The sequence below is a fragment of the Pseudomonas sp. PMCC200344 genome (genome assembly GCF_030053095.1).
Classification (GTDB): Bacteria; Pseudomonadota; Gammaproteobacteria; order Pseudomonadales; family Pseudomonadaceae; genus Aquipseudomonas; species Aquipseudomonas svalbardensis.
In genome coordinates this window covers 3,214,718-3,240,036 of sequence record NZ_CP125618.1, presented here as the reverse complement: position 1 = coordinate 3,240,036, position 25,319 = coordinate 3,214,718, and the positions used below count along the sequence as shown (strand labels likewise).

Here is a 25,319-nt window from a genome sequence, read left to right as displayed (position 1 = left end):
GGAAAAAAACCATGGCCTTTACCGTCGAACTGGAAGAGTGGGTCGGTAGTGTCTGGCATCGCTTTATCACCCGTCGGGCCAGCCCGGACTTTCCCGAGGCCCGGGTCGAACTGATCCACCAGCAGCGACCGCTGGCGTTGTTGTTTCGCGCCATGGGTGGCGCCAATGGCGTCGGCGTGGAAGCCGCCAGCGACCGCGATCTGTTGTTGCGACGCAACGTGCTGCAGCAGATCGCCGGCACCTGCAAGCAAGTGCCCTTGGCGTGGTGCGACGAGACGAACCTTCGTCTGCCGTCGAGCCTGGCGGTGTTCCCTGAAGTCGCACTGAACGAGGAACTCTATCGTTGGCTCGCATTGCTGGCGGCCCAGGCCGGGCAGATGCGGCACTGGGGTCGGGACAATCAACGCTGGACGCAACAGCTGTTGCGGCGCTATCCCGCGTTGCGTGCCCGGTATAAACGTTTGGTCGATGCCCATCTGCAATTGCGCCCGGATCCGGCAACATTGAACCCCGGCGAAGCGGCCCTGGAACGGGCGTTATGCCAGGCGTTGCGCGAGCCCGGCAGTGTCGAACACTTTCCCCGCAGCGAACGGGCCGCATGGCCGCTGCCGCTGTGGTTGTACCCGCCGCAAAACCTCGCGAGCCCGCAGGCGGCCGACCTCGGTGACGAGTCGGAAGAATCGCTGACGACCCCGCCCGGTGAGCAGAAAGGCGGGAGCAAACGCGCCAAGCGAATCGATGAAGGCAGCCGCGACGGCGGGTTGTTGATCGTGCGCCTGGAGAACCTGTTTAGCTGGACCGAACACGTCGACCTGGATCGCTGGTCGGACGACAGCGAAAACCCTGACGCGGCCAGAGTCGCCGAGGACCTCGACGAGTTGAGCCTGTCGCGCACCCGTCTGCGCAAGGGCGGCGGCCTCAAGCTGCACCTGGATTTGCCGCCCGCCGATGTCGACGATATTCCGTTGGGCGAAGGCATCAAGTTGCCGGAGTGGGACTATCGCAAACAGCAAATGCAGGACGCCTTCGTCAATCTGCAAATGATGGTGCCCCGCGACTGCGAGTCGCAGCCACTGCCGCCACGGCTGAAGGCCTCGGCGCACCGCCTGCGCCGTCAGTTCGAACACCTGCGCAATGACCGTCAATGGTTACGCCAGCAACCTCAAGGGTCTGAACTGGACATGCAGGCCTGGCTGGATTTTCACGTTGAACGCGAGCATGGCCAATGTGCGGAACGAGGTCTGTTCATGGAACAACGCCAGACGCGCCGCGACCTGGCGTGCCTGTTGCTGGCCGATGTGTCGATGTCCACCGACGCACATTTGAATGATGAGCATCGGGTGATCGATGTAATCCGCGACAGCTTGCTGCTGTTCGGCGAAACCCTGTCGGTGCTCGGTGATGATTTCGCCCTGTACGGGTTTTCCTCGCTGCGTCGTCATCAAGTGCGGATGCAGGAACTCAAGTCCTTCACCCAGCGCTATGACGACAACACCCGCGGTCGCATTCAAGGGCTCAAACCGGGTTATTACACCCGCATGGGCGCCGCCATCCGCCACGCCACCCAACTGCTGGGCAAGAGCAAACGACGCAGCAAACTGTTGCTGCTGCTGACGGATGGCAAACCGAATGATCTGGACCTGTATGAGGGGCGTTACGGTGTTGAAGACACCCGCGAAGCGGTGCTGCAGGCGCGGCGTCAGGGGTTGACGCCGTTCTGTATCACGATTGATCGCGAGGCCGGGGATTACCTGCCTTACATGTTCGGTGCCAATGGCTACACCTTGATCCGCCAGCCCGAGCAATTACCCCTGCGCTTGCCGCAATTGTATCGCCAGTTGACGCAGCCGTGATCTCCTTGGCCACCTGGGTCCATGTAGCAGCTGCCGAAGGCTGCGTTCGGCTGCGAAGCAGTCGTAAACCGGTCGCCGCAGTGTGTCAGGTAAAAAGGGGACTCCGGATTTACGACTGCTGCGCAGCCGAACGCAGCCTCGCAGGCTCGACAGCTGCTACAAGCGGTATGTGTGCTCTTCAAGAGATGCTGCGTGGCAGCCAGAAAAACATTGTCACGCAGAAGATCGTCAGGCCGATGCAGAACCACATGAATCGGCGCAGCCGGCGTTCCCCCGCCTGTGCGGCGAATGCCGGCAGGGGCATGCCGCATTGACGGCACTCGGTTGCTCGTGCGGGGTTTACGTGTTGGCAATACAAACAGACGGGCACGGCACTCACTCGAACTGTTCCAGACGCAGACGATCGAGAATGGCGATCTGGCGGCCGTCCTGGGTGATGATGTTTTCATCGATCAGGCGACGGATGATCCGCGAAAAGGTTTCCGGCTGGATCGACAGATGCCCGGCAATCAATTGCTTGGCCATCGGCAGCTCGAATTGGCTGTCAACGGTTTGCTGGCGCACCAGTTGCGTCAGCAGATAGCGCACGACCCGGTGGGTGGCGTTTTTCAGGGACAGGGTTTCGATTTCGTTGACCCGTTGGTGCAGGCGAACGCAGAGCTTGCCGAGCAGCGCAAAGGTCAGCCGGCTATTGCTCTGCAGCAAGCGCATGTAGGTGTTGTTGGATAACCGGTAGAGCTGAGTCGGGCAGATCGCTTCGGCCGAAGCCACATAGTTCGGGGTGTCCATCAGCATCATCGCCTCGGCGAAGGTTTGCCGATCGCTGATCACCTCAAACACTTTCTCCTGCCCATCCGGTGTCAGGCGGTAGATTTTCACCGCGCCGGCAATCACGAAATAGAACGAGTCTGCCGGCTCGCCCTGGCGGAACAACGGTTCGCCTTTGTCGATGCTCAACAAGTGGCTGGTACTCATCAATTCATCCAGCTGTTCTTCGTTCAACGGCTCGAACAAGTGATGACTGCGCAGAATCTGGTGATGGACGCGATGAAGCACCATAAGAATTCATCCTGAGGATTGAAGAGGGGATGGCGATTAAGTCAAACGAGGCCTAGAGAGACGCCGCTGGCCAACGCCAGAACCGAGGTCAACACCACAAACCAGGCGAGTGGCTGGATGACTTTTTTCATGACGGCTCCTGGGGATCGAGAGGGATCAAAGGTTTCTTGAATGCTAGAGGCTTGAGCAAAACGCGGGCCATGCCTGGAGGCCCTTGTTTATTGGGGTTGTCAGACAAGAGGGTAGAAATGACCACGAGGTTTAGGGTTTAAATAACCCTTATAGGGTCATTTGTACCCTGAATGGATTTCATTGGCGGCACGCGAGGCTTGCTACCGGCGCAGATCGGCATCGGGGCACGCCCCTTGCAAACTTGATCTGCGACAAAGGCAATTGATCGCCAATACCCGATTATTGCCCCCGGACTTACTTCGACGCGTGTGGGTTAGCGTCAGGTCAGCAGCAAGGTAAAGGAGTGGCTCTATGCAAGTGCTCGACCGCCGTAAAGCGATGGCCATCGCGCCGCTGTTACGTTTGGCCTTTCGGCCGTTTTTCCTCGCCGGCTGCCTGTTGGCGGTGCTGGCCATTCCGCTCTGGCTCGCTGCCTTCAGTGGTGCACTTTCCGCCTGGCAGCCGGCGGGTGGCTGGCTGGGCTGGCATCGACACGAATTGCTGTTCGGGTTCGGCTTGGCGATCATCGCGGGTTTTCTGCTGACGGCCGTGCAAACCTGGACCGGTCGCCCCGGCCTCAGCGGGCGACCACTGGCCGCGCTGGCGTTGCTGTGGTTGTTGGCGCGCGTGGCCTGGCTGGTCAATGCGCCGTGGCCGGTGCTCGCGGTGCTGGAATTGGCGTTCCCGCTGGCGGTGGCCGCGCTCATGGGGTTCACCTTGTGGAAGGTGCGGCAGAAACGTAACTACCCGATTGCGGTGGTGCTGCTGTTGTTAGCGGCGGCCGACGGGTTGTCCTTGTACGGCCTGGTCGAAGGTCATGAAGGCTGGCAGCGTCAAGGCGTGCTGACCGGCCTCTGGCTGGTGGCGGCGATGATGGGCTTGATCGGCGGGCGCGTCATTCCGTTCTTCATCCAGCGCGGCCTCGGCAAGGTCGATGGCGTTACCCCTTGGCCGTGGCTGGATTGGCTGCTGCTGATTGGCTCACCGCTGGTGGCGTTGTTGTATGCCGCCGGACCTGCGCTTGACCCCAATCTCTGGGTGGGCCTGTTGTTCGCCGTGTTGGCCGCTGGGCATCTGGTGCGTCTGGTTCGCTGGCATGATCGCGCCCTCTGGCGCGTGCCGTTGCTGTGGTCGTTGTACCTGGCGTATGCCTGGTTGGCGGTGGCCTGTCTCGCAATGGCGCTGTGGCATTTCGGTGCGCCGATTAACCCGAGTCTGGCGGTGCATTGCCTGACGATCGGCGCGATGGGCGGCCTGGTGTTGGCGATGATCGCGCGGGTCAGCCTGGGGCATACCGGCCGCGCGCTGGAGCCGCCATCGGGCATGACCCTGGCGTTCATTTTGCTCAACCTGGCGTGTCTGAGCCGGGTCGTGTTGATCCTGTTCTTTCCCCTGCCTGCGTTGTGGCTGGCCGGTGTGTGTTGGGCGCTGGCGTTTGCGCTGTACGCCTGGCGCTATGGGCCGATGCTGCTGCGGGCCCGGGTGGACGGTCATCCGGGCTAAGCAAGTGAACTGATGGAGGCTGCCGGTGCTATATCCCTTTTTGCTGGTCACCCACTTGCTGGCGGCGATTGCCTTTATCGGCACGCTGTTTTTTGAAGTGGTGATCTGGCACCGCGCCCGCCAGCAGTTGGCGGGTACCGCGCAAACGACCGCAGATCAAGCGATCGCGGTGCGTTCGCGCAAGGTGCTACATGGCGTGGTGTTGCTGTTGTATGGCGCCGGCATCAGCCTGGCGTGGCAACACCGTGGCGTATTGAGTCAGCCGCTGGCCAGCAGCTTTGGCACGTTACTGAGCCTGAAGATCGTCCTGGCCCTGAGCATCATCGGCCATTACTTCCTGCTGGCGTATTGGCTGAAAAGCGCACGACTGACCGCGACCCGTGCCAGATGGATTCGCCGCAGCATCCTCGGGCACATGGTGTTGATCGTGATCCTGGCCAAGGCCATGTTCTATTGGCACGGGTGATCGCACGCCGTCCCAAACAGACAAAACCCGCGTCAACCGGTTGGCTGGCGCGGGTTGGGTCTGACCGGCAATCAATCAATGGCGAGGGTTCAGGCGTTAATGAACAACACGTTGTTTTCCAGATGGATGTGTTGCATCAGGTCATCACGAAACTCCAGCAGCCCACGATAAAGGGCCCGCCAGGTGTTACAGGCATCGGGCGGCGGGGTGATGTTGTTGGTCAGCGCGAGCAGCTTTTCGAGGGCTTCGCCATGTTGATCATGTTCAAAGCGCAGCACCTGGATCGGTGGTGCTGCCTGAGGGCATCGCATGGCGTAAAGCTGTGGGAATTCAGCTGTCTATCAATATGCCTTCAAAATAACGATCATCAAGACAGTTGCTCCCACATTAGGTCAGTGTCGATCACGAATTTCGGTGTCCATCTCATCCGACCCGGTACTAAGGAACTAGCAATCTCAGCACAGCGGGCAATTGTTCCAAGGGCGGCGGCGCCCAAGAATCTGCACCAGACCGGGAAAATTTCCCGGGTATAAAAAAACCGCAGAGGTAGCCGTCATGACCCAACCCGCACGTCGCCAACCCTTCGTCTTGAGTGTGCTGCTCAGTGCCATGCTGTTGTCTGGCTCGGCATTGGCCGGCGTCACCGATCAAGACATTCTCCAGGACCCCAAGAACCCGGAGCAGATCGTCACCAACGGTCTGGGCGTCCAGGGTCAACGCTACAGTCCGCTGGACACGCTCAACGTCAACAACGTGAAGGAGTTGCGGCCGGTCTGGGCATTCTCCTTCGGCGGTGAAAAACAACGCGGTCAGCAAGCACAGCCGATGATCAAGGACGGCGTCATGTACATGACCGGTTCCTATTCGCGGGTGTTTGCGGTGGATGCGCGGACCGGCAAAAAACTCTGGCAATACGATGCGCGACTGCCCGATGACATCCGTCCCTGCTGCGACGTGATCAACCGTGGTGTCGCGCTGTACGGCGACCTGGTGTTCTTCGGCACCCTCGACGCCAAGCTCGTGGCCCTGAACAAAGACACCGGCAAAGTCGTCTGGAGCAAGAAAGTCGCCGACCACAAGGAAGGCTATTCCATCAGCGCCGCGCCGCTGGTGATCAACGGCAAACTGATTACCGGTGTCGCCGGCGGCGAGTTCGGGGTGGTTGGCAAAATCGAAGCCTACGACCCGAAAAACGGCAACCTGCTGTGGACCCGTCCAACCGTCGAAGGCCACATGGGCTACACCTACAAGGACGGCAAAGCGGTAGAGAACGGCATCTCCGGCGGTGAAGCCGGCAAGACCTGGCCAGGCGATCTCTGGAAAACCGGCGGCGCGGCGCCTTGGCTCGGCGGTTACTACGACCCTGAAACCAATCTGCTGCTGTTCGGCACCGGCAACCCGGCGCCGTGGAACTCGCACCTGCGTCCTGGCGATAACCTCTACTCCTCGTCGCGCCTGGCGCTCAACCCGGACGACGGCACCATCAAATGGCACTTCCAGAGCACGCCTCACGACGGCTGGGACTATGACGGCGTAAACGAGCTGGTCTCGTTCAATTACACCGAAGGCGGCAAAGAGATCAAAGCCGCCGCGACCGCTGACCGTAACGGCTTTTTCTACGTGCTGGATCGCACCAACGGCAAATTCATTCGCGGTTTCCCGTTCGTGGACAAAATCACCTGGGCCACCGGCCTGGATAAAGAGGGCCGGCCGATCTACAACGAAGCCAGCCGCCCAGGTGCGCCAGGCACCGAAGCCAAAGGCAGTTCGGTGTTCGTAGCGCCGGCATTCCTCGGCGCGAAAAACTGGATGCCGATGGCCTACAACAAGGACACCGGATTGTTCTATGTGCCGTCCAACGAATGGGGCATGGACATCTGGAACGAAGGCATCGCCTACAAAAAAGGCGCGGCGTTCCTCGGCGCCGGTTTCACCATCAAACCGTTGAATGAAGACTACATCGGCGTGCTGCGCGCCATAGACCCGAAAACCGGCAAGGAAGTCTGGCGCCACAAGAACTTCGCGCCGCTGTGGGGCGGCGTGCTGACCACCAAGGGCAACCTGGTGTTCACCGGTACGCCGGAAGGTTTCCTGCAGGCGTTCAATGCCAAGACCGGCGAGAAAGTCTGGGAATTCCAGACCGGCTCCGGCGTACTCGGCTCGCCTGTGACCTGGGAAATGGACGGCGAACAGTACGTCTCGGTGCTGTCCGGTTGGGGTGGTGCTGTTCCGCTGTGGGGCGGCGAAGTGGCCAAGCGCATCAAGGACTTCAACCAGGGCGGCATGCTCTGGACCTTCAAGCTGCCGAAAGACCTGGTCGCCAAGCATTAACTCACCGCATAACCCTGTGGGAGCGAGCCTGCTCGCGAAAGCGATCTGTCAGCCAACATCTCTAGTGAATGTGCTGGCCCCTTCGCGAGCAGGCTCGCTCCCACAGGGAGATTTGCCACAGGTAGATGTGGGCAAATCTACTACCAAATAACGAGAGTCCTCCTGCCAACGGCGCATTCGTCTGACGCGCGGGGCTCTCTACTATCGGTTCATCGCCTGTTTGCCCGACAGGCATCGACCCAGACAGAGGCCCACCATGATCTACGCACAACCTGGTACACCTGGCGCCGTCGTTACGTTTAAACCGCGCTACGGCAATTTCATCGGCGGCGAGTTCGTCGCCCCGGTCAATGGTGAGTACTTCACTAATTCTTCGCCGGTCAACGGTGAAGTGATCGCCGAGTTCCCTCGGTCCAGCGCTGCCGACATTGAAAAAGCCCTCGATGCCGCCCATGCCGCCGCCGATGCCTGGGGCAAGACCTCCGCGCAAGACCGCTCCCTGGTGCTGCTGAAAATTGCCGACCGCATCGAGCAGAATCTGGAAATCCTCGCCGTCACCGAAACCTGGGATAACGGCAAAGCCGTGCGCGAAACCCTGAACGCCGACGTGCCGCTGGCCGCCGACCATTTCCGTTACTTCGCCGGTTGCATCCGCGCTCAAGAGGGCGGTGCCGCCGAGATCAACGAGCTGACCACGGCCTATCACTTCCACGAGCCGCTGGGCGTGGTCGGACAGATCATTCCGTGGAACTTCCCGCTGCTGATGGCCGCCTGGAAACTCGCGCCGGCCCTGGCCGCCGGTAACTGCGTGGTACTTAAACCCGCCGAGCAGACGCCGCTGTCGATCATGGTCTTCGCCGAGCTGATCGCCGATTTGCTGCCGGCCGGTGTGCTGAACATCGTCCAGGGTTTCGGTCGCGAAGCGGGGGAGGCGCTGGCCACCAGCAAGCGCATCGCCAAGATCGCCTTCACCGGTTCCACCCCGATAGGCGCGCACATCATGAAATGCGCGGCCGAGAACATCATTCCGAGCACTGTCGAACTGGGCGGCAAGTCGCCGAACATTTTCTTCGAAGACATCATGCAAGCCGAGCCGCAGTTCATCGAGAAGGCCGCCGAAGGTTTGGTGCTGGCGTTCTTCAACCAAGGCGAAGTCTGCACCTGTCCATCGCGAGCGCTGGTGCAGGAGTCGATCTACGACGACTTCATGAAAGTGGTGATGAAGAAGATCGTCAAAATCAAGCGCGGCAACCCGCTGGACACCGAAACCATGGTCGGCGCCCAGGCGTCCGAGCAGCAATACGACAAGATCCTCTCGTACCTGAAGATCGCCCAGGAAGAGGGCGCCGAGCTGCTCACCGGCGGCGCGGCCGAGCGTCTTGAGGGTGACTTGTCGACGGGTTATTACATCCAGCCGACCCTGCTCAAGGGCCACAACAAAATGCGCGTGTTCCAGGAAGAAATCTTCGGCCCGGTGGTGGGTATCACCACCTTCAAGGACGAAGCCGAAGCCCTGGCGATTGCCAACGACAGCGAGTTCGGCCTCGGCGCCGGCCTGTGGACCCGCGACATCAACCGCGCCTACCGCATGGGTCGGGCGATCAAGGCCGGGCGTGTCTGGACCAACTGCTACCACCTGTACCCGGCCCACGCCGCGTTTGGTGGCTACAAGAAATCCGGTGTCGGCCGTGAAAACCACAAGATGATGCTCGACCACTATCAGCAGACCAAAAACCTGCTGGTGAGCTACGACATCAATCCGATGGGGTTCTTCTGATCTAGCAAGCGCCGCACTACCCCTTGTGGGAGCGAGCCTGCTCGCGAAGAGGCCAGCACATTCAACATTGATGTTGATTGTCAGGCCGCCTTCGCGAGCAGGCTCGCTCCCACATTGGTTTTGGGTGTGCTGAAAATCTGGCGACACCCCCTACCAATGCACGCCGCCAACTCGTTCGAAAGTAGCATTCGGGTGGCAGGCGCCCCGTGCATTAATGGCTTTACCGGAATCGTCCGGCACAAGAAGAGGATTGACCCATGTGGACTAAACCCGCGTTTACCGATCTGCGCATTGGCTTCGAAGTGACGATGTATTTCGCCAACCGCTGACTGTTCACCCGGCCAGCTGTTGCGTTGGCCGGGCCTGCCTTCTGGAGCATTGCCCATGCACATTCGCGTTCTCGGATCCGCCGCTGGCGGTGGTTTTCCGCAATGGAATTGCAACTGCCGCCAGTGCGCCTCGATGCGCAATGGCAGCCTGCGGGCCCAACGGCGCACACAGTCCTCGATTGCCCTGAGCGACAACGGTGTGGATTGGGTGCTGTGCAATGCTTCACCGGACATTCGTGCGCAACTCGAGAGTTTCGCGCCGCTGCAACCGGCGCGCCGGGTGCGTGATACCGCGATCGTCGGCGTCGTCCTGATGGACAGCCAGATCGACCATTGCACCGGCCTGTTGAGTCTGCGCGAAGGTTGCCCGCATCAGGTCTGGTGCACCGAACGCGTCCATGAAGACCTGAGCAGCGGCTTCCCCTTGTTCACCATGCTCAAGCACTGGAACGGCGGGTTGCAGTGGCAACCGGTCGGGCTCGACCGCGCACCCTTCAGCATCCCGGCTTGCGCACACCTGCGATTTCGCGCGATCCCCTTGGTCAGCAACGCACCGCCGTACTCGCCCAATCGCGGCAATCCGCAGCTGGGCGACACCATCGGCTTGTTTATCGAAGACCGACGCAGCGGTGCTTCGCTGTTCTATGCGCCGGGCCTGGGACAAGTCGACGACGAGGTTCTGAGCTGGATGCAACGCGCCGATTGCCTGTTGCTGGACGGCACCTTGTGGCGCGACGACGAGATGCGAGTCTGCGAAGTCGGCCAGAACCTGGGCCGTGAAATGGGTCACCTGTCGCAAAGCGGCCCTGGCGGCATGCTCGACATCCTTGAAGGCTTCACCCGCCAGCGCAAGGTGCTGATCCACATCAACAACACCAACCCGATCCTTGATGAAGACTCGGCCGAGCGAGCGTTGCTGGAGCGGCGCGGGATCGAAGTGGCCTATGACGGCATGAGTATTGAGCTGTAGCGGATGGCCCCTTCGCGAGCAGGCTCGCTCCCACATTGGGATTGTGGTGTACACAAAATCTGTGTTCACACCGATCAACTATGGGAGCGAGCCTGCTCGCGAAGGGGGCAGACTAGACACCGCAGAATCGAACGGTTATTCCCCGGAGAACCGCAATGACTGACACCCCAATGACCCCCACCGAATTCGAAGCGGCCCTGCGCGCCAAAGGCGCCTACTACCACATCCACCATCCATTCCACCAAGCCATGTACGCCGGCCGATCAACCCGTGAGCAGATTCAAGGCTGGGTCGCCAATCGCTTCTACTACCAGGTGAACATCCCCCTGAAGGACGCCGCGATTCTCGCCAACTGCCCGGACCGCAACGTGCGCCGGGAATGGCTGCAACGAATCCTCGATCACGACGGCGTGCCCGGTAGCGAAGGCGGGATCGAAGCCTGGCTGCGGCTGGGCGAAGCGGTGGGGCTGGATCGCGAGCAAATCCTCTCACAGGAATTGGTGCTGCCCGGTGTCCGTTTCGCCGTGGACGCCTACGTCAATTTCGCCCGTCGCGCCTGTTGGCAAGAAGCCGCCAGCAGTTCGCTGACCGAGCTGTTTGCGCCACAGATCCATCAATCGCGGCTCGATGCCTGGCCAACCCATTACCCGTGGATCGACGTCGGCGGTTACGACTATTTCCGCACTCGCCTGAGTCAGGCGCGGCGTGACGTAGAACATGGTTTGCGCATCACCCTGACGCACTACGTCACGGTCGAAGGCCAGCAACGCATGCTGGAAATCCTGCAATTCAAGCTCGACGTGCTGTGGAGCATGCTCGACGCCATGAGCATGGCCTACGAGCTGGAGCGCCCGCCGTATCACTCCGTCACCACGGAGCAGGTCTGGCACCGGGGGATTGCCCTGTGAGCCTGATCAACCGCGAGCAATCACCGTCGTTGCGTCAGGGTTTTCGTCTGCAATGGGAACCTCGTCAGGACTGTCACGTGCTGCTGTACCCCGAAGGCATGATCAAACTCAACACCAGTGCCGGGCAGATCCTCGATCTGGTGGACGGCCAGCGCAGCGTTGAGGCGATTATTGATCGACTGTCTGCAAATTTCCCTGGCGTACCGGGGATCGACGAAGATGTGCTGGCGTTTCTGGAGGTGGCCCATGCTCAATTCTGGATTGAGTGACTCGCGTCCGGGCCCGCCGCTGTGGCTGTTGGCGGAGCTGACCTACCGTTGCCCGCTGCAATGCCCGTATTGCTCCAACCCGCTGGACTTTGCCCAATCAGGCGAAGAGTTGAGCACCGAAGAATGGATCCGGGTGTTCCGCGAGGCCCGAGAGATGGGTGCCGCGCAACTGGGTTTTTCCGGCGGCGAGCCGTTGGTTCGCCAAGACCTGGCCGAGCTGATCAAGGCCGCCCGGGACATGGGTTACTACACCAACCTGATCACCTCGGGCATCGGCCTGACCGAGCAGAAGGTGCACGATTTCAAGGTCGCGGGGCTGGACCACATCCAGATCAGCTTCCAGGCCGCCGACGAAGCGGTGAACAACATGCTCGCCGGCTCGCGCAAGGCCTTCGCCCAGAAACTCGCGATGGCCCGGGCGGTGAAAGCCCAGGGCTACCCGATGGTGCTGAACTTCGTCACCCATCGGCACAACATCGACCAGATCGCGCAGATCATCGAGTTGTGCCTGGAGCTGGAGGCAGATTTCGTCGAATTGGCGACGTGTCAGTTCTACGGCTGGGCCGAGCTCAACCGCGTCGGCCTGTTACCCACGCGCGAACAATTGCAGCGCGCCGAGCGCATCACCCACTCATATCGCGAGCGTCTTGAAGCGCAGGGCCACCCGTGCAAGCTGATCTTCGTCACCCCGGATTACTACGAGGAACGCCCCAAGACCTGCATGAACGGCTGGGCCAATCTGTTTCTCGACATCACCCCCGACGGCACGGCGTTGCCTTGCCACAGCGCCCGACAGTTGCCGGTGCAGTTTCCCAATGTGCGTGAGCACAGTATCGAGCACATCTGGACTGATTCTTTCGGTTTCAATCGCTTTCGTGGCGATGACTGGATGAAAGAACCGTGCCGCTCCTGCGATGAAAAGCACAAGGACCTGGGCGGCTGCCGCTGCCAGGCATTCATGCTGACCGGCGACGCCGCCAACGCTGACCCGGTGTGCAGCAAATCCCCGCACCACGGCATGATTCTCAAGGCCCGCGAGGAAGCCGAGGCCCCGGGGCTGGGCATGGAACACCTGACGTTGCGTAACGAGAAGGCTTCGCGACTGATCTACCGCGGATAAATCAAACAACACAAATCCCCTGTGGGAGCGGGCTTGCTCGCGAAGACGGAGTGTCAGGCAACATCAATGGTGACTGGAAGATAGCCATCGCGAGCAGGCTCGCTCCCACAGGGGTTCTCCGGAGAATTCAGAGTCTGAGTACACCAGCCTGCTACCCATTGGTCTGATTGCATTCACTGCCGGATGCTTTAGTGTGGACGTTACCTTCCAAAACAATAAAAACAGGCTTTCCAATGAGCCAGAGTCTCAGCCAGCTGCGTAAATTCGTTTCGCCTGAAATCATCTTTGGTGCCGGCTGCCGGCACAACGTCGGCAATTGCGCCAAAACCTTTGGCGCCCGCAAGGTGCTGCTGGTCAGCGATCCCGGTGTGATTGCTGCCGGTTGGGTCGCCGATGTCGAGGCCAGCCTGCAAGCCCAGGGCATTGAGTATTTCCTGTACAGCGCAGTCTCGCCCAACCCGCGGGTCGAAGAAGTGATGCTCGGCGCCGATCTGTACCGGGAAAATCATTGCGATGTGATCGTGGCCGTCGGTGGCGGCAGCCCGATGGATTGCGGCAAAGGCATCGGCATTGTTGTCGCCCATGGGCGCAGCATCCTCGAATTCGAAGGCGTGGACACCATCCGTGTCCCCAGCCCGCCGCTGATCCTGATTCCAACCACCGCCGGGACCTCGGCCGATGTCTCGCAATTCGTGATCATCTCCAACCAGCAAGAACGCATGAAGTTCTCCATCGTCAGTAAGGCGGTGGTCCCGGACGTGTCGTTGATCGACCCGGAAACTACCCTGAGCATGGACCCGTTCCTGTCGGCCTGTACCGGCATCGATGCGTTGGTGCATGCCATCGAAGCGTTTGTTTCCACCGGTCACGGGCCGTTGACCGATCCCCATGCGCTGGAGGCGATGCGCCTGATCAACGGCAACCTGGTGCAGATGATCGCCAACCCGAACGACATCGCCCTGCGCGAGAAAATCATGCTCGGCAGCATGCAGGCCGGGCTGGCGTTCTCCAACGCGATCCTCGGCGCGGTGCACGCCATGTCCCACAGCCTCGGTGGATTTCTCGACTTGCCTCATGGGCTGTGCAACGCGGTGCTGGTGGAACACGTGGTGGCGTTCAACTACAGCTCCGCACCCGAGCGCTTCAAGGTAATCGCGGAGACCTTTGGCATCGATTGCCGGGGCCTCAATCACCGGCAGATTTGCGGACGTCTGGTCGAGCATTTGATCGCGTTGAAACACGCCATCGGCTTCCACGAAACCTTGGGACTGCACGGGGTCAGCATTGCGGACATTCCGTTCCTGTCGCAACACGCCATGCACGACCCGTGCATCCTGACCAACCCGCGCGAGTCCAGTCAGCGTGATGTCGAGGTCGTCTATGGCGAAGCCCTCTGACGAACAGCAACGGGCGCTGGCGGGGTTACTGGGATTAGGCAGCCACTCGGCGCGCAAGAGTCATTACCCGGAACTGGCCGCGCGCCTCGACGAGCTGGAAGCCGAGCGCAATCGCTACAAATGGCTGTTCGAAAACGCGGTCCACGGGATCTTCCAGGCAAGCCTGCTGGAAGGCATGCGCGCCGCCAACCCGGCACTGGCGCGGATGCTCGGCTATCAGGACCCGCAAGAGGTGCTGTTCTCGCTGGCCGACCTGGCGAGCAACCTGTTTGTCGGCGGCGCTAAAGAGCTGGAAAACATCGGTGAAATGCTCAAGCGCGAGCGCAGCCTGCTCGGTTACGAAACCCAATTGCGGCGCAAGGATGGCAGCAGCCTCGACGTGCTGATGAACCTGTTGCTCAAGCCCGATCAGGAAGGGCTGGTAGAGGGTTTTGTCGCTGACATCACCGAACGCAAACTCGCCCAGCAGCGCCTGCAGCAACTCAACGACGAACTGGAGCAGCGCGTCACCGCGCGCACCGACGAGTTGCTGGAAGCCAACCGCAACCTGCAACAGCAGATCACCCAGCGTAAACAGATCGCCCAAGCCTTGCGCGATGCCCGGGACGCCGCCGAGGCCGCCAACCGCAGCAAGGACAAATACCTCGCCGCCGCCAGTCATGACCTGCTGCAACCGCTCAATGCCGCGCGTTTGCTGATCTCGACCCTGCGTGAACGCAAACTGCCCGATGTCGAACAGGTGCTGGTTGAGCGTACGCATCAGGCGCTGGAAGGGGCGGAGGATTTGCTCACCGATTTGCTGGATATTTCCCGGCTCGATCAGGCGGCGGTCAAACCGGACATTGCGCTGTACCGCCTCGATGAATTACTCGCGCCGCTGGTGTCGGAGTTCCAGTCAGTGGCCCAGGCTGAAGGGTTGAACCTGCGGGTGCACATGGGCGATTACGCCATCAGCACCGACTTGCGCCTGATGACGCGGATTCTGCGCAACTTCCTCAGCAACGCCTGCCGCTACACCGACGAGGGCAGCATCCTGCTGGGGGCCAGACGCCGGGGTGAAGTGCTGCGCCTGGAAGTCTGGGACACCGGGCGCGGGATCGCGGCGGATCGACTGGATTCGATCTTCCTCGAGTTCAACCAATTGGACGTCGGCCGCGCCGCCGACCGCAAGGGTGTGGGCTTGGGGCTGGCCATCGTTGAACGGATCGCCAAGATCCTCGGCTATAAAGTCGGGGTTCATTCGCTGCCGGGGCGCGGTTCGATGTTCAGTATCGAGGTGCCGATTTCCCATGAAATTCCGTTGCCGATCAGCCTGGCGGCACCACAACCCGGCGCCGGCAATCCATTGCCGGGCCGGCGTTTGCTGGTGCTGGACAACGAAGTGAGCATTCTCGAAAGCATGAGCGCGCTGCTCGGGCAATGGGGCTGCGAAGTGGTGACGGCCACCGATGAATTCTCCGCGCTGGCCGCCTTGCAGGGGCGACCGCCGGAACTGATTCTGGCGGACTACCACCTCGATCACGGGGTGGTGGGTTGTGATGTGGTCAGGCATTTGCGCGAGCATTACCACCAGGTGATTCCTGCGGTCATCATTACCGCAGACCGCACGGATCAGTGTCGGCGCTCATTGCAGAGGCTCGACGCACCGCTGCTGAACAAACCGGTGAAACCCGGCAAGTTGCGCGCGGTGCTGAGTCAGTTGCTGGGGTAGCGATAGTGCAGGCTGAAACCGAGCTCGGCTGTCTCTCCTTGCTCAAGCAGTCGCGACCCCGGTCGACCAGGCAGGTGATGCGCGTTGACCGGGTGGCTCACCGGCTCGATACAGAAAAAATCCAGGCCCACCGGGCAGTAGAGCAGGTAGTAATCGCTGCCGGTGGCCTGGCATTCCAGCTCATAACCCAATGCTGGCTGTCGGATCAGGCAGTGGCCGTCCCGTTCGCAGAAGCCGTTGTCGACCAATGTGTCGGGCAACACCTTGAGTGACTGGAAATCCCATTCCGCCGGCAACGGGCTGAGGTGTGTCGGCAGTTTTGTCCCATCACACATCCAGACGTGCCGGGCTTGCGCCTGCAACTGGGTGCCCGTGGTACGCGGAAAGTAGGGATGTAAACCGAGCCCATACCAGGCAGGGCGTTCGGCCAAATGGGTGACCTTTAGATCAATGCTCAGCTTGCCGTCGCTCAGGTGGAATCGTTGCCGGGCGCGATAGGCGAAGGGCGTGGTGCTGTCGAGTTGCAGGATGACTTCGTCGCGCGTCTGCGAAACCACCTGCCACGGCTGTTGCCAGGCGCTGCCGTGAATCGGCAGGGGATCGGTCAGGCTGTTGGGTGTCAGGGCCAGCCAGCCCTCGGGGCATTCAAAGCCGCCTTCGGAAATTCGGTTCGACCACGGTGCCAAGGGAAAGCAGCCGAGCTTGCCGGGCAGGCCGGTGTTCAGCGCGTGAGCGTCACTGTGGCGCAACAGCGGCAGACCCGTGCCGCGCACGCTCCAGTTGACGATGCTGCCACCGAGTTGCGGGGCGAGGGAGAGGTGGGTGAATTCGTCTTCAAGGTTAAGCAACGTTGGCGTCATTTCAATTGAGCTCTGATGTGAGAACACCGCTGAGCCTTGTAGCAGCTGGCGAAGCCTGCGTTCGGCTGCGAAGCAGTCGTCAATCCGGTGAATGCGATTTTCCTGATACACCGCGCCGTATGGTTTTACGACTGCTGCGCAGCCGAACGCAGCCTTCGGCAGCTGCTACATGGGGACCTGGTTCATCCCTGGAACAACGGCTCCGGCAAACCTTTCACCCCGGGATTGAGGGCGAACACACCGCCGGCCAGCGACTGTTCGTCATGGTCGTCGCCAGGGCGGATCGAGGTCACGAACAGTGTGTCCAGGCGACTGCCGCCAAAGGCGCACATGCTCGGTTTTTTCACCGGTACGGCGAGGGAACGGTCCAGTCGACCATCGGGAGTGAAACGGTGAATCAGTCCGGCGTCATTGGCGCAAATCCAGTAGCAGCCTTCAGCATCGACCGCTGCGCCATCGGGACGACCTGGGAGTTGATGCATGTCGACAAACAGCCGGCGGTTGGACGGCGTGCCGCTGTCGATGTCGTAATCAAAGGCCCAGATTTGCTGGACCAGAGGATGAGAGTCAGACAGGTACATCGTTCGCCCGTCCGGGCTGAAACCCAGGCCGTTGGGCACGATAAACCCGTTGAGTTGCGCCTCGAGTGGCCTGCGTTGCCCGGCGCTGTAGCGATAAAGCGTGCCGTCGGCAGCGTTGGCGCCCATGTTCAGCACCATGCTGCCGGCCCAGAAGCGCCCCTGACGATCGCAGCGACCATCGTTCAGGCGCATATCTGTGCGGGCGTGTTCGACCGGAGCCAGGAGGTTGCTGTCGAGGCTGCCATCGTTATGCGGGTGCAGATGAAAGAACCCGCTTTCCATCCCGGCAACCCAGCCGCCGTTGCTGTGACGTGCAATGCAGGCGAGCATCTGCGGTGCTGTCCAGGCGTGGACATGGCCGGTTTCGGCGCTCCAGCGCTGAAGTCCACCGGCCGGAATATCCACCCAATACAGAGCGTTTTCCTCGGGGACCCAGACCGGGCATTCACCGACTGCGTTGCGGGCATCGACAATCAATTCGGCTTGCATGACAACTCATCCCCTCGGGTTTTTGTTGTTGGGATCAAGTGATGTACGCGGACTCAGTCGCCGAACGGGCCGGACGCGACAAATGCACCACCCTGGTAGACCCGTGCAGGGTCATCAGCGGCCGGCATCGGTTGGGCTTCGACTTTTTCGCGGAACACTTCGGAGCTGTCCTGAGGTTCATAACCCAGGCAGGTGGCGAAACGGTTGTCCCACCAGACGTTCTTGTTGTCGGACATGCCGTAGACCACGGTGTGGCCGACATTGGGGGCGTACAGCGCGCATTCGAGCAATTGAGTCAGGTCGCCGAAGCTCAACCAGGTGCTCAGCATTCGGCGGTTGAGCGGTTCCGCAAACGAGGAGCCGATGCGCACGCTGACGGTTTCGATGCCGTAGCGATCGAAGTAGAAACTGGCCATGTCTTCGCCGTAGGACTTGGACAAGCCGTAGTAGCTGTCCGGGCGGCGAGGGGAGTGGGCGTCGATGACTTCATCCTGCTTATAGAAGCCGATCACGTGGTTGGAACTGGCGAAAATCACCCGCTTCACACCATGGCGACGAGCAGCTTCATAAATGTGGAACACGCCGCAGATGTTGGCGCCGAGGATCTCTTCGAACGAGTGCTCCGTCGACACGCCACCAAAGTGCAGGATCGCGTCCACGCCTTCAACCAGCTGATGGACTGCTTGCTTGTCTGCCAGGTCGCAGGGCACGACTTCTTCACGGTCATCGATGGCCGGGGCGATGTCGGCGATGTCCGACAGGCGAATCACATTGGCGTAGGGCCGCAGGCGTTCGCGCAGGACTTTGCCGAGGCCACCGGCGGCACCGGTCAGGAGGAGACGATTGAAAGGAGCGCGGGCGTTAGTTGTGATGGTCATGGAAGTCCCTGAACAAGCAGTCAGTTGTTATTGAATTTGTTGTAGGTTGTCGTACGACTAGGCTGAAGTATCGTTAGCCTTTCTGGTGGTTGTCAACGACACATCAATTGAAATTGACGAAGGGTCTGGTTGCCCCGCGATCGATGTAGCAAAGAGTGAGTTGTGGCACAAATCGGGGATTCAACCTTGTCGTAAAACCCGCCTTACAGCAACGAGATCGGGTAGTTGATGATAATGCGGTTTTCGTCGAACTCATTAGTGCTGAAGTCCTTGCGGATCGACGCGTTACGCCATTTGACGTTGAGATTCTTCAGCGCGCCGCTCTGTACGGTGTAAGCCAGTTCTGACTCGCGGCCCCATTCCTTGCCGTCGGTGATGGTGCCTGTGTGCACGTTATCGCCGCTGATGTAGCGGTTCATCATTGTCAGGCCGGGAATGCCGAGCGCCACAAAATTGTAGTCGTGGCGCAGTTGCCAGGATCTTTCCTTGGCGTTGTCGTAGCTGGAGTTGTAGCTGTCGTTGGCCAGGGTGCCGCCGCTGGTGCCGTTGACCCGCATCCAGACATCGTCGCCGGTGAGTTTTTGCAAGCCGACAAAGAAGGTGTTGCCGCCGTATTTTGCCGAGAGCATGGCGAACGCGGTTTTGTTGTCGAGGTCGCCGGCCAGGGCGCTGCCGTCTTCCTTGCCGATGAAGTAGCCAAGGTTGGCACCGAGGGTCCAGTCGCCGATGGGCTGGCTGTGGCTCAGGTTGAAATACTGCTGCTGATAGATGTCGCTGAGTTGCGCGTACCAGACACCGACCTGGGTGCGCTTCTCATTGAACGCATATTCACCACCGCCAAAGTTGAAACGGTCCGAGGTGAAGGCCGCGGATTTTCCGTTCATGAACATGTCTTCCATGCTCGCATCGTTGCGCGGGCTGTTGGCGCGGAACTGGCCGCCGTAGAGCGTCAGGCCGCTGATCTCGGTGGACGTCACCTGACCACCGCGGAAGGTTTGCGGCAGCGAGCGGCCATCGTCGGAGCGCAGGATCGGCAACACCGGCATCCATTCGCCGACCTTCAATTCGGTTTTCGAGACTTTACCTTTCAGCGCCACACCCAGGCGCCCGAAATTGTCGGCCGGGCGGCCGTCGTCATGAATCGGCAGCAACGAGGTGCCGCCCGTGCCTTTGCCGCCGTCGAGTTTTTCCGAGTACAGGCCCAGCACATCCATGCCGAAACCGACGGGGCCTTGGGTGAATCCGGATTTGGCATCGAGGATGAAGCTTTGGGTCCACTCTTCAGCCTTGCCCTGCGGGTAAGCCGGGTTCGTGAAGTTGCGGTTGATGTAGAAGTTGCGCAGGTTCAGCGTGGCTTTGGCGTCATCGACGAAACCTTCGGCATGACTGGTCATGGGCAAGGCGAGGGCCAGGCTGCTGCAACCGATCAGGCTCAGGGTGTGACGGCATGTGAAGGTTGGGCGAAGGGTGCAGACGGAGGAATTGCGGACGAGCTTGCTCACAGTGACGCTCCCGTGTTTTTTGTTGTTTTTATTTTTGTTATACGTCGTCGTACAACATTGGGGCGGATTATTTGCAAGTGTTACGGGGAATGTCAATCGGAAGTTGTACGATGACTTGGCGTGATTTTGTAGCATGTCGCAGAACCCTGTGGGAGCGGGCTTGCTCGCGAAAGCGGTGTGTCAGTCAGCCAATGTGTCGAATGTGACGCCGCCTTCGCGAGCAAGTCGGACCGCCGCACCGCCGCTCCCACATTGGATTGTGTTTAGCTCACGATCATCGGGGGCATGGTGCCCAGAAGGGAAACCGCTGCCACCGCTCCTATCCCCAACAACCATTCGAAGATGACGCTGCTTTTCAGAGCAGTCGGACGCTGGTCGCAGTCGTTGATCCGCAGCCGATTGAACAGCGCCAGCCCCAGCATTGAGGCGACCAACACAACCTTGATCAACAGAATCAGCGCAAACCCGGACAGCAACGGCGTCGGCCAGAATTGCCCGGTCAGTACACGAACGTTGATCAAACCGGTCATCACCAACCCCGCCACCAAGACGTAACCAACGCCGCTGAAGCGTTGCAATGTTGCTTTGATTGAGTGCTCTGCCGGTTGCCGCAGGATCATCACCAATAACATCAAGCCTCCGAGCCAGGCGCCGACGCAGGTCAGGTGAATGATTTGATTGAGGATCAGCAATTGGCCGTTGAGGCCGTCGAGCATGGCACCGTGGCCGACCGGGGCGAGGGAGGCCAGCAGCAGGCTGGCGAGGCCGATTCGCAGGGGCAGGTTTGAACGCAAGGGCGTCATCAGCAGCGCGACCAACAACGCATTGAGCAGCAAGTGCCAGCGCCAGACCTGGCCGAAAAACGTTTTGCCCAGCATCAGTTGCAGGGTCGGAGGATCGAATGCCGCGTCCCGTGAACCGGCCATGCTGGCGGTGATCAGCAGCATCCAGCTAACGCCAGTGACCAGGGCCACCGCCGCCAGCCAGTGGCTCGTTCTGGCCAGTCGCTGATCCAGATTTCCAGCGTCGCCATTGAGCAGCAGAGGCCTGAACACCCAGGCCCCGAATAGCATCAGCACAACAGTGAAATGCAGAAAGCGGCACAGCACCATCGCGCTCGTCATGAATTACTGGCCAACCTTGAAGCTATAAGCGCCTTCGCTTTTGTGGGTATCGACCGACACCGCGTGCCATTCGACTTTGTAGGCACCCGCTGCCAACGGTGCGGCCGGGGTGACGATCAGGGTTTTCTTGTCGCTGCCTTCGGTGGCGAGGCTCTTCACCGGCACGTTGCTGCCGTCCTTGCTGATCGTGACCTTGGAAAAGGTCGCTTCAACGCCTTCGGAAAACACCAGGCGCAGTTCCGACGGCGCGCTCACCGTGCTGTCGGAGGCCGGGGTCTGGCTTTTCAGATGGGCGTGGGCAAACACCGACGAAGCGGCGAGCAGCGCGCCGAGCAGGGCGGCGGCGGTCAGGGTTTTCTTGAGCAGCACGTGGAATACCTCTGAGGCGGGTTCGAAAAGACGGTCAGTTTACCTGCGAGAAGCTGGGTGTACGAAGTTTCGTTCTCCCTAGTCGCCGCGAGCTAGAGCGGATGCTAGTCTTGACCAACGCTGTTGTCAGGGAGCCCTCATGGGCAATCACAAGATCGAGATTCGTCGCAGTAACGTCGAGAAAATTCTGTTGGGGGCCGAAAAGGTTTTCGCCGAAAAAGGTTTCGGCGGCACCGCCATGGCTGACATCGCCGCCGAAGTGCAACTGCCGCGCTCCAACCTGCATTACTACTTCAGCACCAAGAGTGAACTGTACAGCGCCGTGCTGTTGGGTTTGCTGGAAGTATGGAAACAGGATGCCCTGTGCTTCGAGATGTTCGACGATCCGCGCGTGGTACTCAGCAGCTACATCCGCGCCAAGATGAACCATTCCCGAAGCCGACCTTACGGGTCCAAAGTCTGGGCCAACGAAATCATCCATGGCGCGCCGACCCTGGGTGAGAAACTGGACGTCAGTCTGTACGACTGGGCCAAGATGAAAGAAGCGAAAATTCGCCAGTGGGTGGACGACAAACGCATCCTGCCGGTGGAACCTTCGAGCCTGCTGTACATGATCTGGGCCTCGACCCAGCACTACGCTGACTTTGATCATCAGGTGAGTATTCTGAATGACCATCAGCCGTTGTCGGACATGCAGTTCGAGCGGGCGGTGCAGACGGTGACGAGTGTGATCTTGCGGGGAATTGGGTTGGAGCCGTGAATCAAAAGATCGCAGCCTCGTTTCACTCGACAGCTCCTACAGGGTTACGCAATCCCTTGTAGGAGCTGTCGAGTGAAACGAGGCTGCGATCCCTTGATCTTCAACGATCAAACAGCGACGTGGTACGGGTTCCTCGGGTCATGATTCCAATCCAGAAACGGCTTCCCGTTCTCCATCGGCACCATCTCAATACAATCCTGCACCGGACACGTGATCTGACACAGATTGCACCCCACGCACTCATCATCAATCACTTCATATTTGTGCGTCCCGTCCGCCTGCTTCAGGCTGGCAATCGCCTGGTGCGAAGTGTCTTCGCAAGCAATGTGGCAACGACCGCAACCAATGCAGGCCTCCTGGTCAATCTTGGCAATCACCTGATAGTTGATGTCCAGGTACTTCCAGTCCGTGGTATTGCCCACCGCACGCCCGGAAAACTCTGACACGCTGGCGTAGCCCTGACTGTCCATCCAGCGCGATAAACCGTCCTTCATCTCCTCGATAATCCGGAAGCCATGCAGCATCGCCGCCGTGCACACCTGCACCGAGCCGCTGCCCAGCGCAATAAACTCCGCCGCGTCGCGCCAGCTGCTAATGCCGCCAATGCCCGAGATCGGCAGGCCTTGCGTCTGTGGATCGCGGGCGATTTCGGCGACCATGTTCAGGGCAATCGGCTTCACCGCCGAACCGCAGTAACCGCCATGAGTGCTTTGGCTGCCCACGGCGGGATTAGCGACCATGCGCTCCAGGTTGACGCTGGTGATCGAGTTGATCGTGTTAATCAACGACACCGCATCCGCACCACCGCGATGGGCCGCGCGGGCGGCGACGCGAATGTCGGTGATGTTCGGCGTGAGCTTGACGATCACTGGCAGCGAGCAGTACGTCTTGCACCAACGGGTGACCTGCTCGACGTACTCCGGCACCTGGCCGACCGCCGCGCCCATGCCGCGCTCCGGCATACCGTGCGGGCAACCGAAGTTCAGCTCGATGCCGTCGGCGCCGGTGGCTTCCACCAGCGGCAGGATGTGTTTCCAGGATTCTTCAACGCAGGGCACCATCAGCGACACTATCAGTGCACGGTCTGGCCAGTCCTTTTTGACCTGAGTGATTTCCCGCAGGTTGATCTCCAGCGAACGATCGGTGATCAGCTCGATGTTGTTGAAGCCCACCACTTCACGGTTGGCACCGAAATGAGCCGAGTAACGGGACGACACGTTGACCGCCGCCGGGTCTTCACCCAGTGTTTTCCAGACCACGCCACCCCAACCCGCCTCGAAGGCGCGAACCACGTTGTAGGCCTTGTCGGTCGGTGGCGCGGAGGCCAGCCAGAACGGGTTGGGGGCTTTGATGCCGGCGAAGACAATCGAGAGATCGGCCATTTACGCAGCCTCCACGTTGAGCATGAGTTGGGCGTTGATGGCCTCGGCGGCCCGTTTGCCGTGCTGCACCGCCTGCACGGTGAGGTCCTGATCGAGACTGGTGCAGTCGCCGCCGGCGTATACGCCGGGGATGCTGGTGCGCAGGTTTTCATCCACTTGAATCCGCTCACCCTGGCGCTTGAGTTCACAGGCCAGCGGATCGGCGAGGGCACTGGCGTCGAAGGCCTGGCCGATGGCTTTGAAGATGGCGTCGGCGGCCAGTTCGAAGGTTTCGCCAGTGGTTTGCAGGCGACCTTCGACTAACCAGGTCCGAGCGAAGCGCATGCCGCGTACTTGGCCTTGAGCATCCAGCAGGACTTCTTCGGGTTGTGCCCACGTCAGCAAACGCACTTGATTGGCTTTGGCGATGTCCTGTTCGTGGTCGGTGGCGCCCATTTCCTCAACACCGCGGCGGTACACCAGGTTGACGTCGCGAGCCCCGAGGCGAGCCATTTGCACGGCCATGTCGATGGCGGTGTTGCCGGCGCCCAAAACGATACAACGGTCAGCGAGGGGGAGTTGGGTCAGGTCATCGGCCTGACGCAGTTCGCGGATGTAATCGGTGGCGGCCAGCAGACCGGGTGCGTCTTCATGAGCAAGCCCCAGCTGCTTGCTGGCGGCCAGACCGAGGCCGAGGAACACCGCGTCGAACTGCTGATGCAGTTCGCCAAGGGTGAGGTTTTCGCCGAGTTTCTGCCCGTGGCGGATTTCGATCCCGCCGATCTCCAGTAGGAATTCAAGCTCCTTCTGCGCGTAGTCATCCACCAGTTTGTACTTGGCGATCCCGTATTCGTTGAGGCCGCCAGCCTTTTCCCGTGCCTCGAAAATCACCACGTCATGACCGTGCATGGCACTGCGGTGAGCGCAGGACAAACCGGCCGGACCGGCGCCAACCACCGCGATGCGCTTGCCAGTTGATGCAGCGCGTGTGAAGGGGTGTTCGCTGAAGTGTGCGTTGTCGACGGCGTAACGCTGCAACAGGCCGATCAGCACCGGTGCGCATTCATGGTCGTTGTTGCGCACGCAGGCTTGCTGGCAAAGCACTTCCGTCGGGCAGACCCGGGCGCAACTGCCGCCGAGGATGTTCGCCGAGAGGATTTTCTGCGCGGCGCCCTGAACGTTTTCCTGATGGATATTGCGGATGAACGACGGAATGTCGATCTCGCTCGGGCAGGCATTCACGCAGGGCGCGTCGTAGCAGTACAGGCAACGCGAGGCTTCCAGATGCGCCTGACGGTCGTTGAGCGGTGGCGCCAGATCGGTGAAATGGCCGGCGAGGGCGGCCGCATTCTCATAGGGATGCGGGAGGTGGTTCAGGGTTTTGATCACGGTGTTGGCCTCACGGTTATTTGAGGTGCTGCCTCTGATGGGCATTGGTTTTGTGTTGTCGCCGCCGGCCTCTTCGCGAGCAGGCTCGCTCCCACAGGGAAATGCATTTCAAATGTGGGAGCGAGCCTGCTCGCGATAGGCC

At 60.4% G+C, this 25,319-nt stretch carries 23 protein-coding genes and 1 pseudogene; 13 read left to right on the top strand and 11 right to left on the bottom strand.

All coding sequences use genetic code 11. The features are described 5' to 3' along the window. Nucleotides 1-11 precede the first annotated feature (11 nt). A complete protein-coding gene (locus QFW87_RS14620; RefSeq protein WP_283190868.1) occupies nt 12-1,853 on the top strand; it encodes a VWA domain-containing protein in 1,842 nt (613 codons plus the stop codon). Nucleotides 1,854-2,031: 178 nt separating this feature from the next. Here the strand turns inward: QFW87_RS14620 and QFW87_RS14615 are convergent, their stop codons facing one another. Beyond that, nucleotides 2,032-2,232, bottom strand: coding sequence for a protein DnrP (locus tag QFW87_RS14615; RefSeq protein ID WP_283184265.1), 201 nt, complete (start codon nt 2,230-2,232; stop codon nt 2,032-2,034). Beyond that, a complete protein-coding gene (locus tag QFW87_RS14610; protein ID WP_283184266.1) occupies nt 2,229-2,912 on the bottom strand; it encodes a Crp/Fnr family transcriptional regulator in 684 nt (227 codons plus the stop codon). The genes QFW87_RS14615 and QFW87_RS14610 overlap by 4 nt, the downstream gene beginning before the upstream one ends. A gap of 483 nt (nt 2,913-3,395) precedes the next feature. On the opposite strand from QFW87_RS14610, the gene QFW87_RS14605 reads away from it, so the two are divergent. Both QFW87_RS14605 and QFW87_RS14600 read left to right on the top strand, forming a co-directional pair. After that, nucleotides 3,396-4,586 (top strand): NnrS family protein, encoded by a 1,191-nt coding sequence (locus QFW87_RS14605; RefSeq protein WP_283190867.1) that lies wholly within the window; start codon nt 3,396-3,398, stop codon nt 4,584-4,586. Between the two features lie 25 nt (nt 4,587-4,611). Next, a complete protein-coding gene (locus tag QFW87_RS14600; RefSeq protein ID WP_283184268.1) occupies nt 4,612-5,052 on the top strand; it encodes a hypothetical protein in 441 nt (146 codons plus the stop codon). Between the two features lie 89 nt (nt 5,053-5,141). On the opposite strand, the pseudogene QFW87_RS14595 reads toward QFW87_RS14600, so the two are convergent. Then, nucleotides 5,142-5,351, bottom strand: a pseudogene (locus QFW87_RS14595) (hemerythrin domain-containing protein); the annotation flags it as partial. Nucleotides 5,352-5,607: 256 nt separating this feature from the next. Between QFW87_RS14595 and QFW87_RS14590 the strand changes: the two are divergent. The 9 genes from QFW87_RS14590 (at nt 5,608) to QFW87_RS14550 (ending at nt 15,864) form a co-directional block, all read left to right on the top strand. Continuing rightward, a complete protein-coding gene (locus QFW87_RS14590; RefSeq protein ID WP_283190866.1) occupies nt 5,608-7,383 on the top strand; it encodes a PQQ-dependent methanol/ethanol family dehydrogenase in 1,776 nt (591 codons plus the stop codon). Nucleotides 7,384-7,639: 256 nt separating this feature from the next. Beyond that, entirely contained in the window at nt 7,640-9,160 is a 1,521-nt protein-coding gene (locus QFW87_RS14585) for an aldehyde dehydrogenase family protein (protein WP_283190865.1), read from the top strand. Between the two features lie 257 nt (nt 9,161-9,417). Next, a complete protein-coding gene (gene pqqA, locus QFW87_RS14580; protein ID WP_003253598.1) occupies nt 9,418-9,489 on the top strand; it encodes a pyrroloquinoline quinone precursor peptide PqqA in 72 nt (23 codons plus the stop codon). 55 nt (nt 9,490-9,544) lie between these two features. Next, the gene (pqqB, locus tag QFW87_RS14575; protein WP_283190864.1) at nt 9,545-10,459 is read left to right on the top strand and encodes a pyrroloquinoline quinone biosynthesis protein PqqB; all 915 of its coding nucleotides are present in this window, start codon (nt 9,545-9,547) and stop codon (nt 10,457-10,459) included. Nucleotides 10,460-10,614: 155 nt separating this feature from the next. Continuing rightward, the gene (pqqC, locus tag QFW87_RS14570; protein WP_283190863.1) at nt 10,615-11,367 is read left to right on the top strand and encodes a pyrroloquinoline-quinone synthase PqqC; all 753 of its coding nucleotides are present in this window, start codon (nt 10,615-10,617) and stop codon (nt 11,365-11,367) included. Further along, complete coding sequence (pqqD, locus tag QFW87_RS14565; protein WP_283184273.1) at nt 11,364-11,636, top strand: pyrroloquinoline quinone biosynthesis peptide chaperone PqqD; 273 nt, start codon at nt 11,364-11,366, stop codon at nt 11,634-11,636. Before pqqC ends, pqqD begins: the two co-directional genes overlap by 4 nt. Beyond that, nucleotides 11,614-12,756 carry a pyrroloquinoline quinone biosynthesis protein PqqE gene (gene pqqE, locus QFW87_RS14560; protein ID WP_283190862.1) on the top strand — a complete coding sequence of 381 codons (1,143 nt, stop codon included), beginning with the start codon at nt 11,614-11,616 and terminating at the stop codon, nt 12,754-12,756. The genes pqqD and pqqE overlap by 23 nt, the downstream gene beginning before the upstream one ends. Nucleotides 12,757-12,989: 233 nt before the next feature. Continuing rightward, entirely contained in the window at nt 12,990-14,153 is a 1,164-nt protein-coding gene (gene ercA, locus QFW87_RS14555; protein ID WP_283190861.1) for an alcohol dehydrogenase-like regulatory protein ErcA, read from the top strand. After that, the gene (locus tag QFW87_RS14550; protein WP_283190860.1) at nt 14,137-15,864 is read left to right on the top strand and encodes a NahK/ErcS family hybrid sensor histidine kinase/response regulator; all 1,728 of its coding nucleotides are present in this window, start codon (nt 14,137-14,139) and stop codon (nt 15,862-15,864) included. The genes ercA and QFW87_RS14550 overlap by 17 nt, the downstream gene beginning before the upstream one ends. On the opposite strand, the gene QFW87_RS14545 is transcribed toward QFW87_RS14550, so the two are convergent. The 6 genes from QFW87_RS14545 to copC form a co-directional block, all read right to left on the bottom strand. After that, on the bottom strand, nt 15,849-16,724 hold the full coding sequence (locus QFW87_RS14545) for an aldose 1-epimerase (protein ID WP_283190859.1): 876 nt from the start codon (nt 16,722-16,724) through the stop codon (nt 15,849-15,851). The two genes, QFW87_RS14550 and QFW87_RS14545, sit on opposite strands and share 16 nt — an antisense overlap. Nucleotides 16,725-16,906: 182 nt before the next feature. Continuing rightward, on the bottom strand, nt 16,907-17,794 hold the full coding sequence (locus tag QFW87_RS14540) for an SMP-30/gluconolactonase/LRE family protein (protein ID WP_283190858.1): 888 nt from the start codon (nt 17,792-17,794) through the stop codon (nt 16,907-16,909). A 53-nt stretch (nt 17,795-17,847) separates the two neighbouring features. After that, entirely contained in the window at nt 17,848-18,672 is an 825-nt protein-coding gene (locus QFW87_RS14535) for an NAD(P)-dependent oxidoreductase (RefSeq protein ID WP_283190857.1), read from the bottom strand. Between the two features lie 203 nt (nt 18,673-18,875). After that, the gene (locus QFW87_RS14530; RefSeq protein ID WP_283190856.1) at nt 18,876-20,174 is read right to left on the bottom strand and encodes an OprD family porin; all 1,299 of its coding nucleotides are present in this window, start codon (nt 20,172-20,174) and stop codon (nt 18,876-18,878) included. A 263-nt stretch (nt 20,175-20,437) separates the two neighbouring features. Continuing rightward, nucleotides 20,438-21,298: a copper homeostasis membrane protein CopD gene (copD, locus tag QFW87_RS14525; RefSeq protein WP_283184281.1), complete on the bottom strand. Its 861-nt coding sequence runs from the start codon at nt 21,296-21,298 to the stop codon at nt 20,438-20,440. A 3-nt stretch (nt 21,299-21,301) separates the two neighbouring features. Next, a complete protein-coding gene (gene copC, locus QFW87_RS14520; protein ID WP_283190855.1) occupies nt 21,302-21,667 on the bottom strand; it encodes a copper homeostasis periplasmic binding protein CopC in 366 nt (121 codons plus the stop codon). Between the two features lie 139 nt (nt 21,668-21,806). On the opposite strand from copC, the gene QFW87_RS14515 reads away from it, so the two are divergent. Next, nucleotides 21,807-22,427, top strand: a complete 621-nt coding sequence (locus QFW87_RS14515) for a TetR/AcrR family transcriptional regulator (protein WP_283190854.1) — start codon at nt 21,807-21,809, stop codon at nt 22,425-22,427. A gap of 107 nt (nt 22,428-22,534) precedes the next feature. Here the strand turns inward: QFW87_RS14515 and preA are convergent, their stop codons facing one another. Beyond that, entirely contained in the window at nt 22,535-23,809 is a 1,275-nt protein-coding gene (preA, locus tag QFW87_RS14510) for an NAD-dependent dihydropyrimidine dehydrogenase subunit PreA (RefSeq protein ID WP_283190853.1), read from the bottom strand. Then, nucleotides 23,810-25,177: an NAD(P)-dependent oxidoreductase gene (locus QFW87_RS14505; RefSeq protein ID WP_283190852.1), complete on the bottom strand. Its 1,368-nt coding sequence runs from the start codon at nt 25,175-25,177 to the stop codon at nt 23,810-23,812. Between the last annotated feature and the right edge of the window lie 142 nt (nt 25,178-25,319).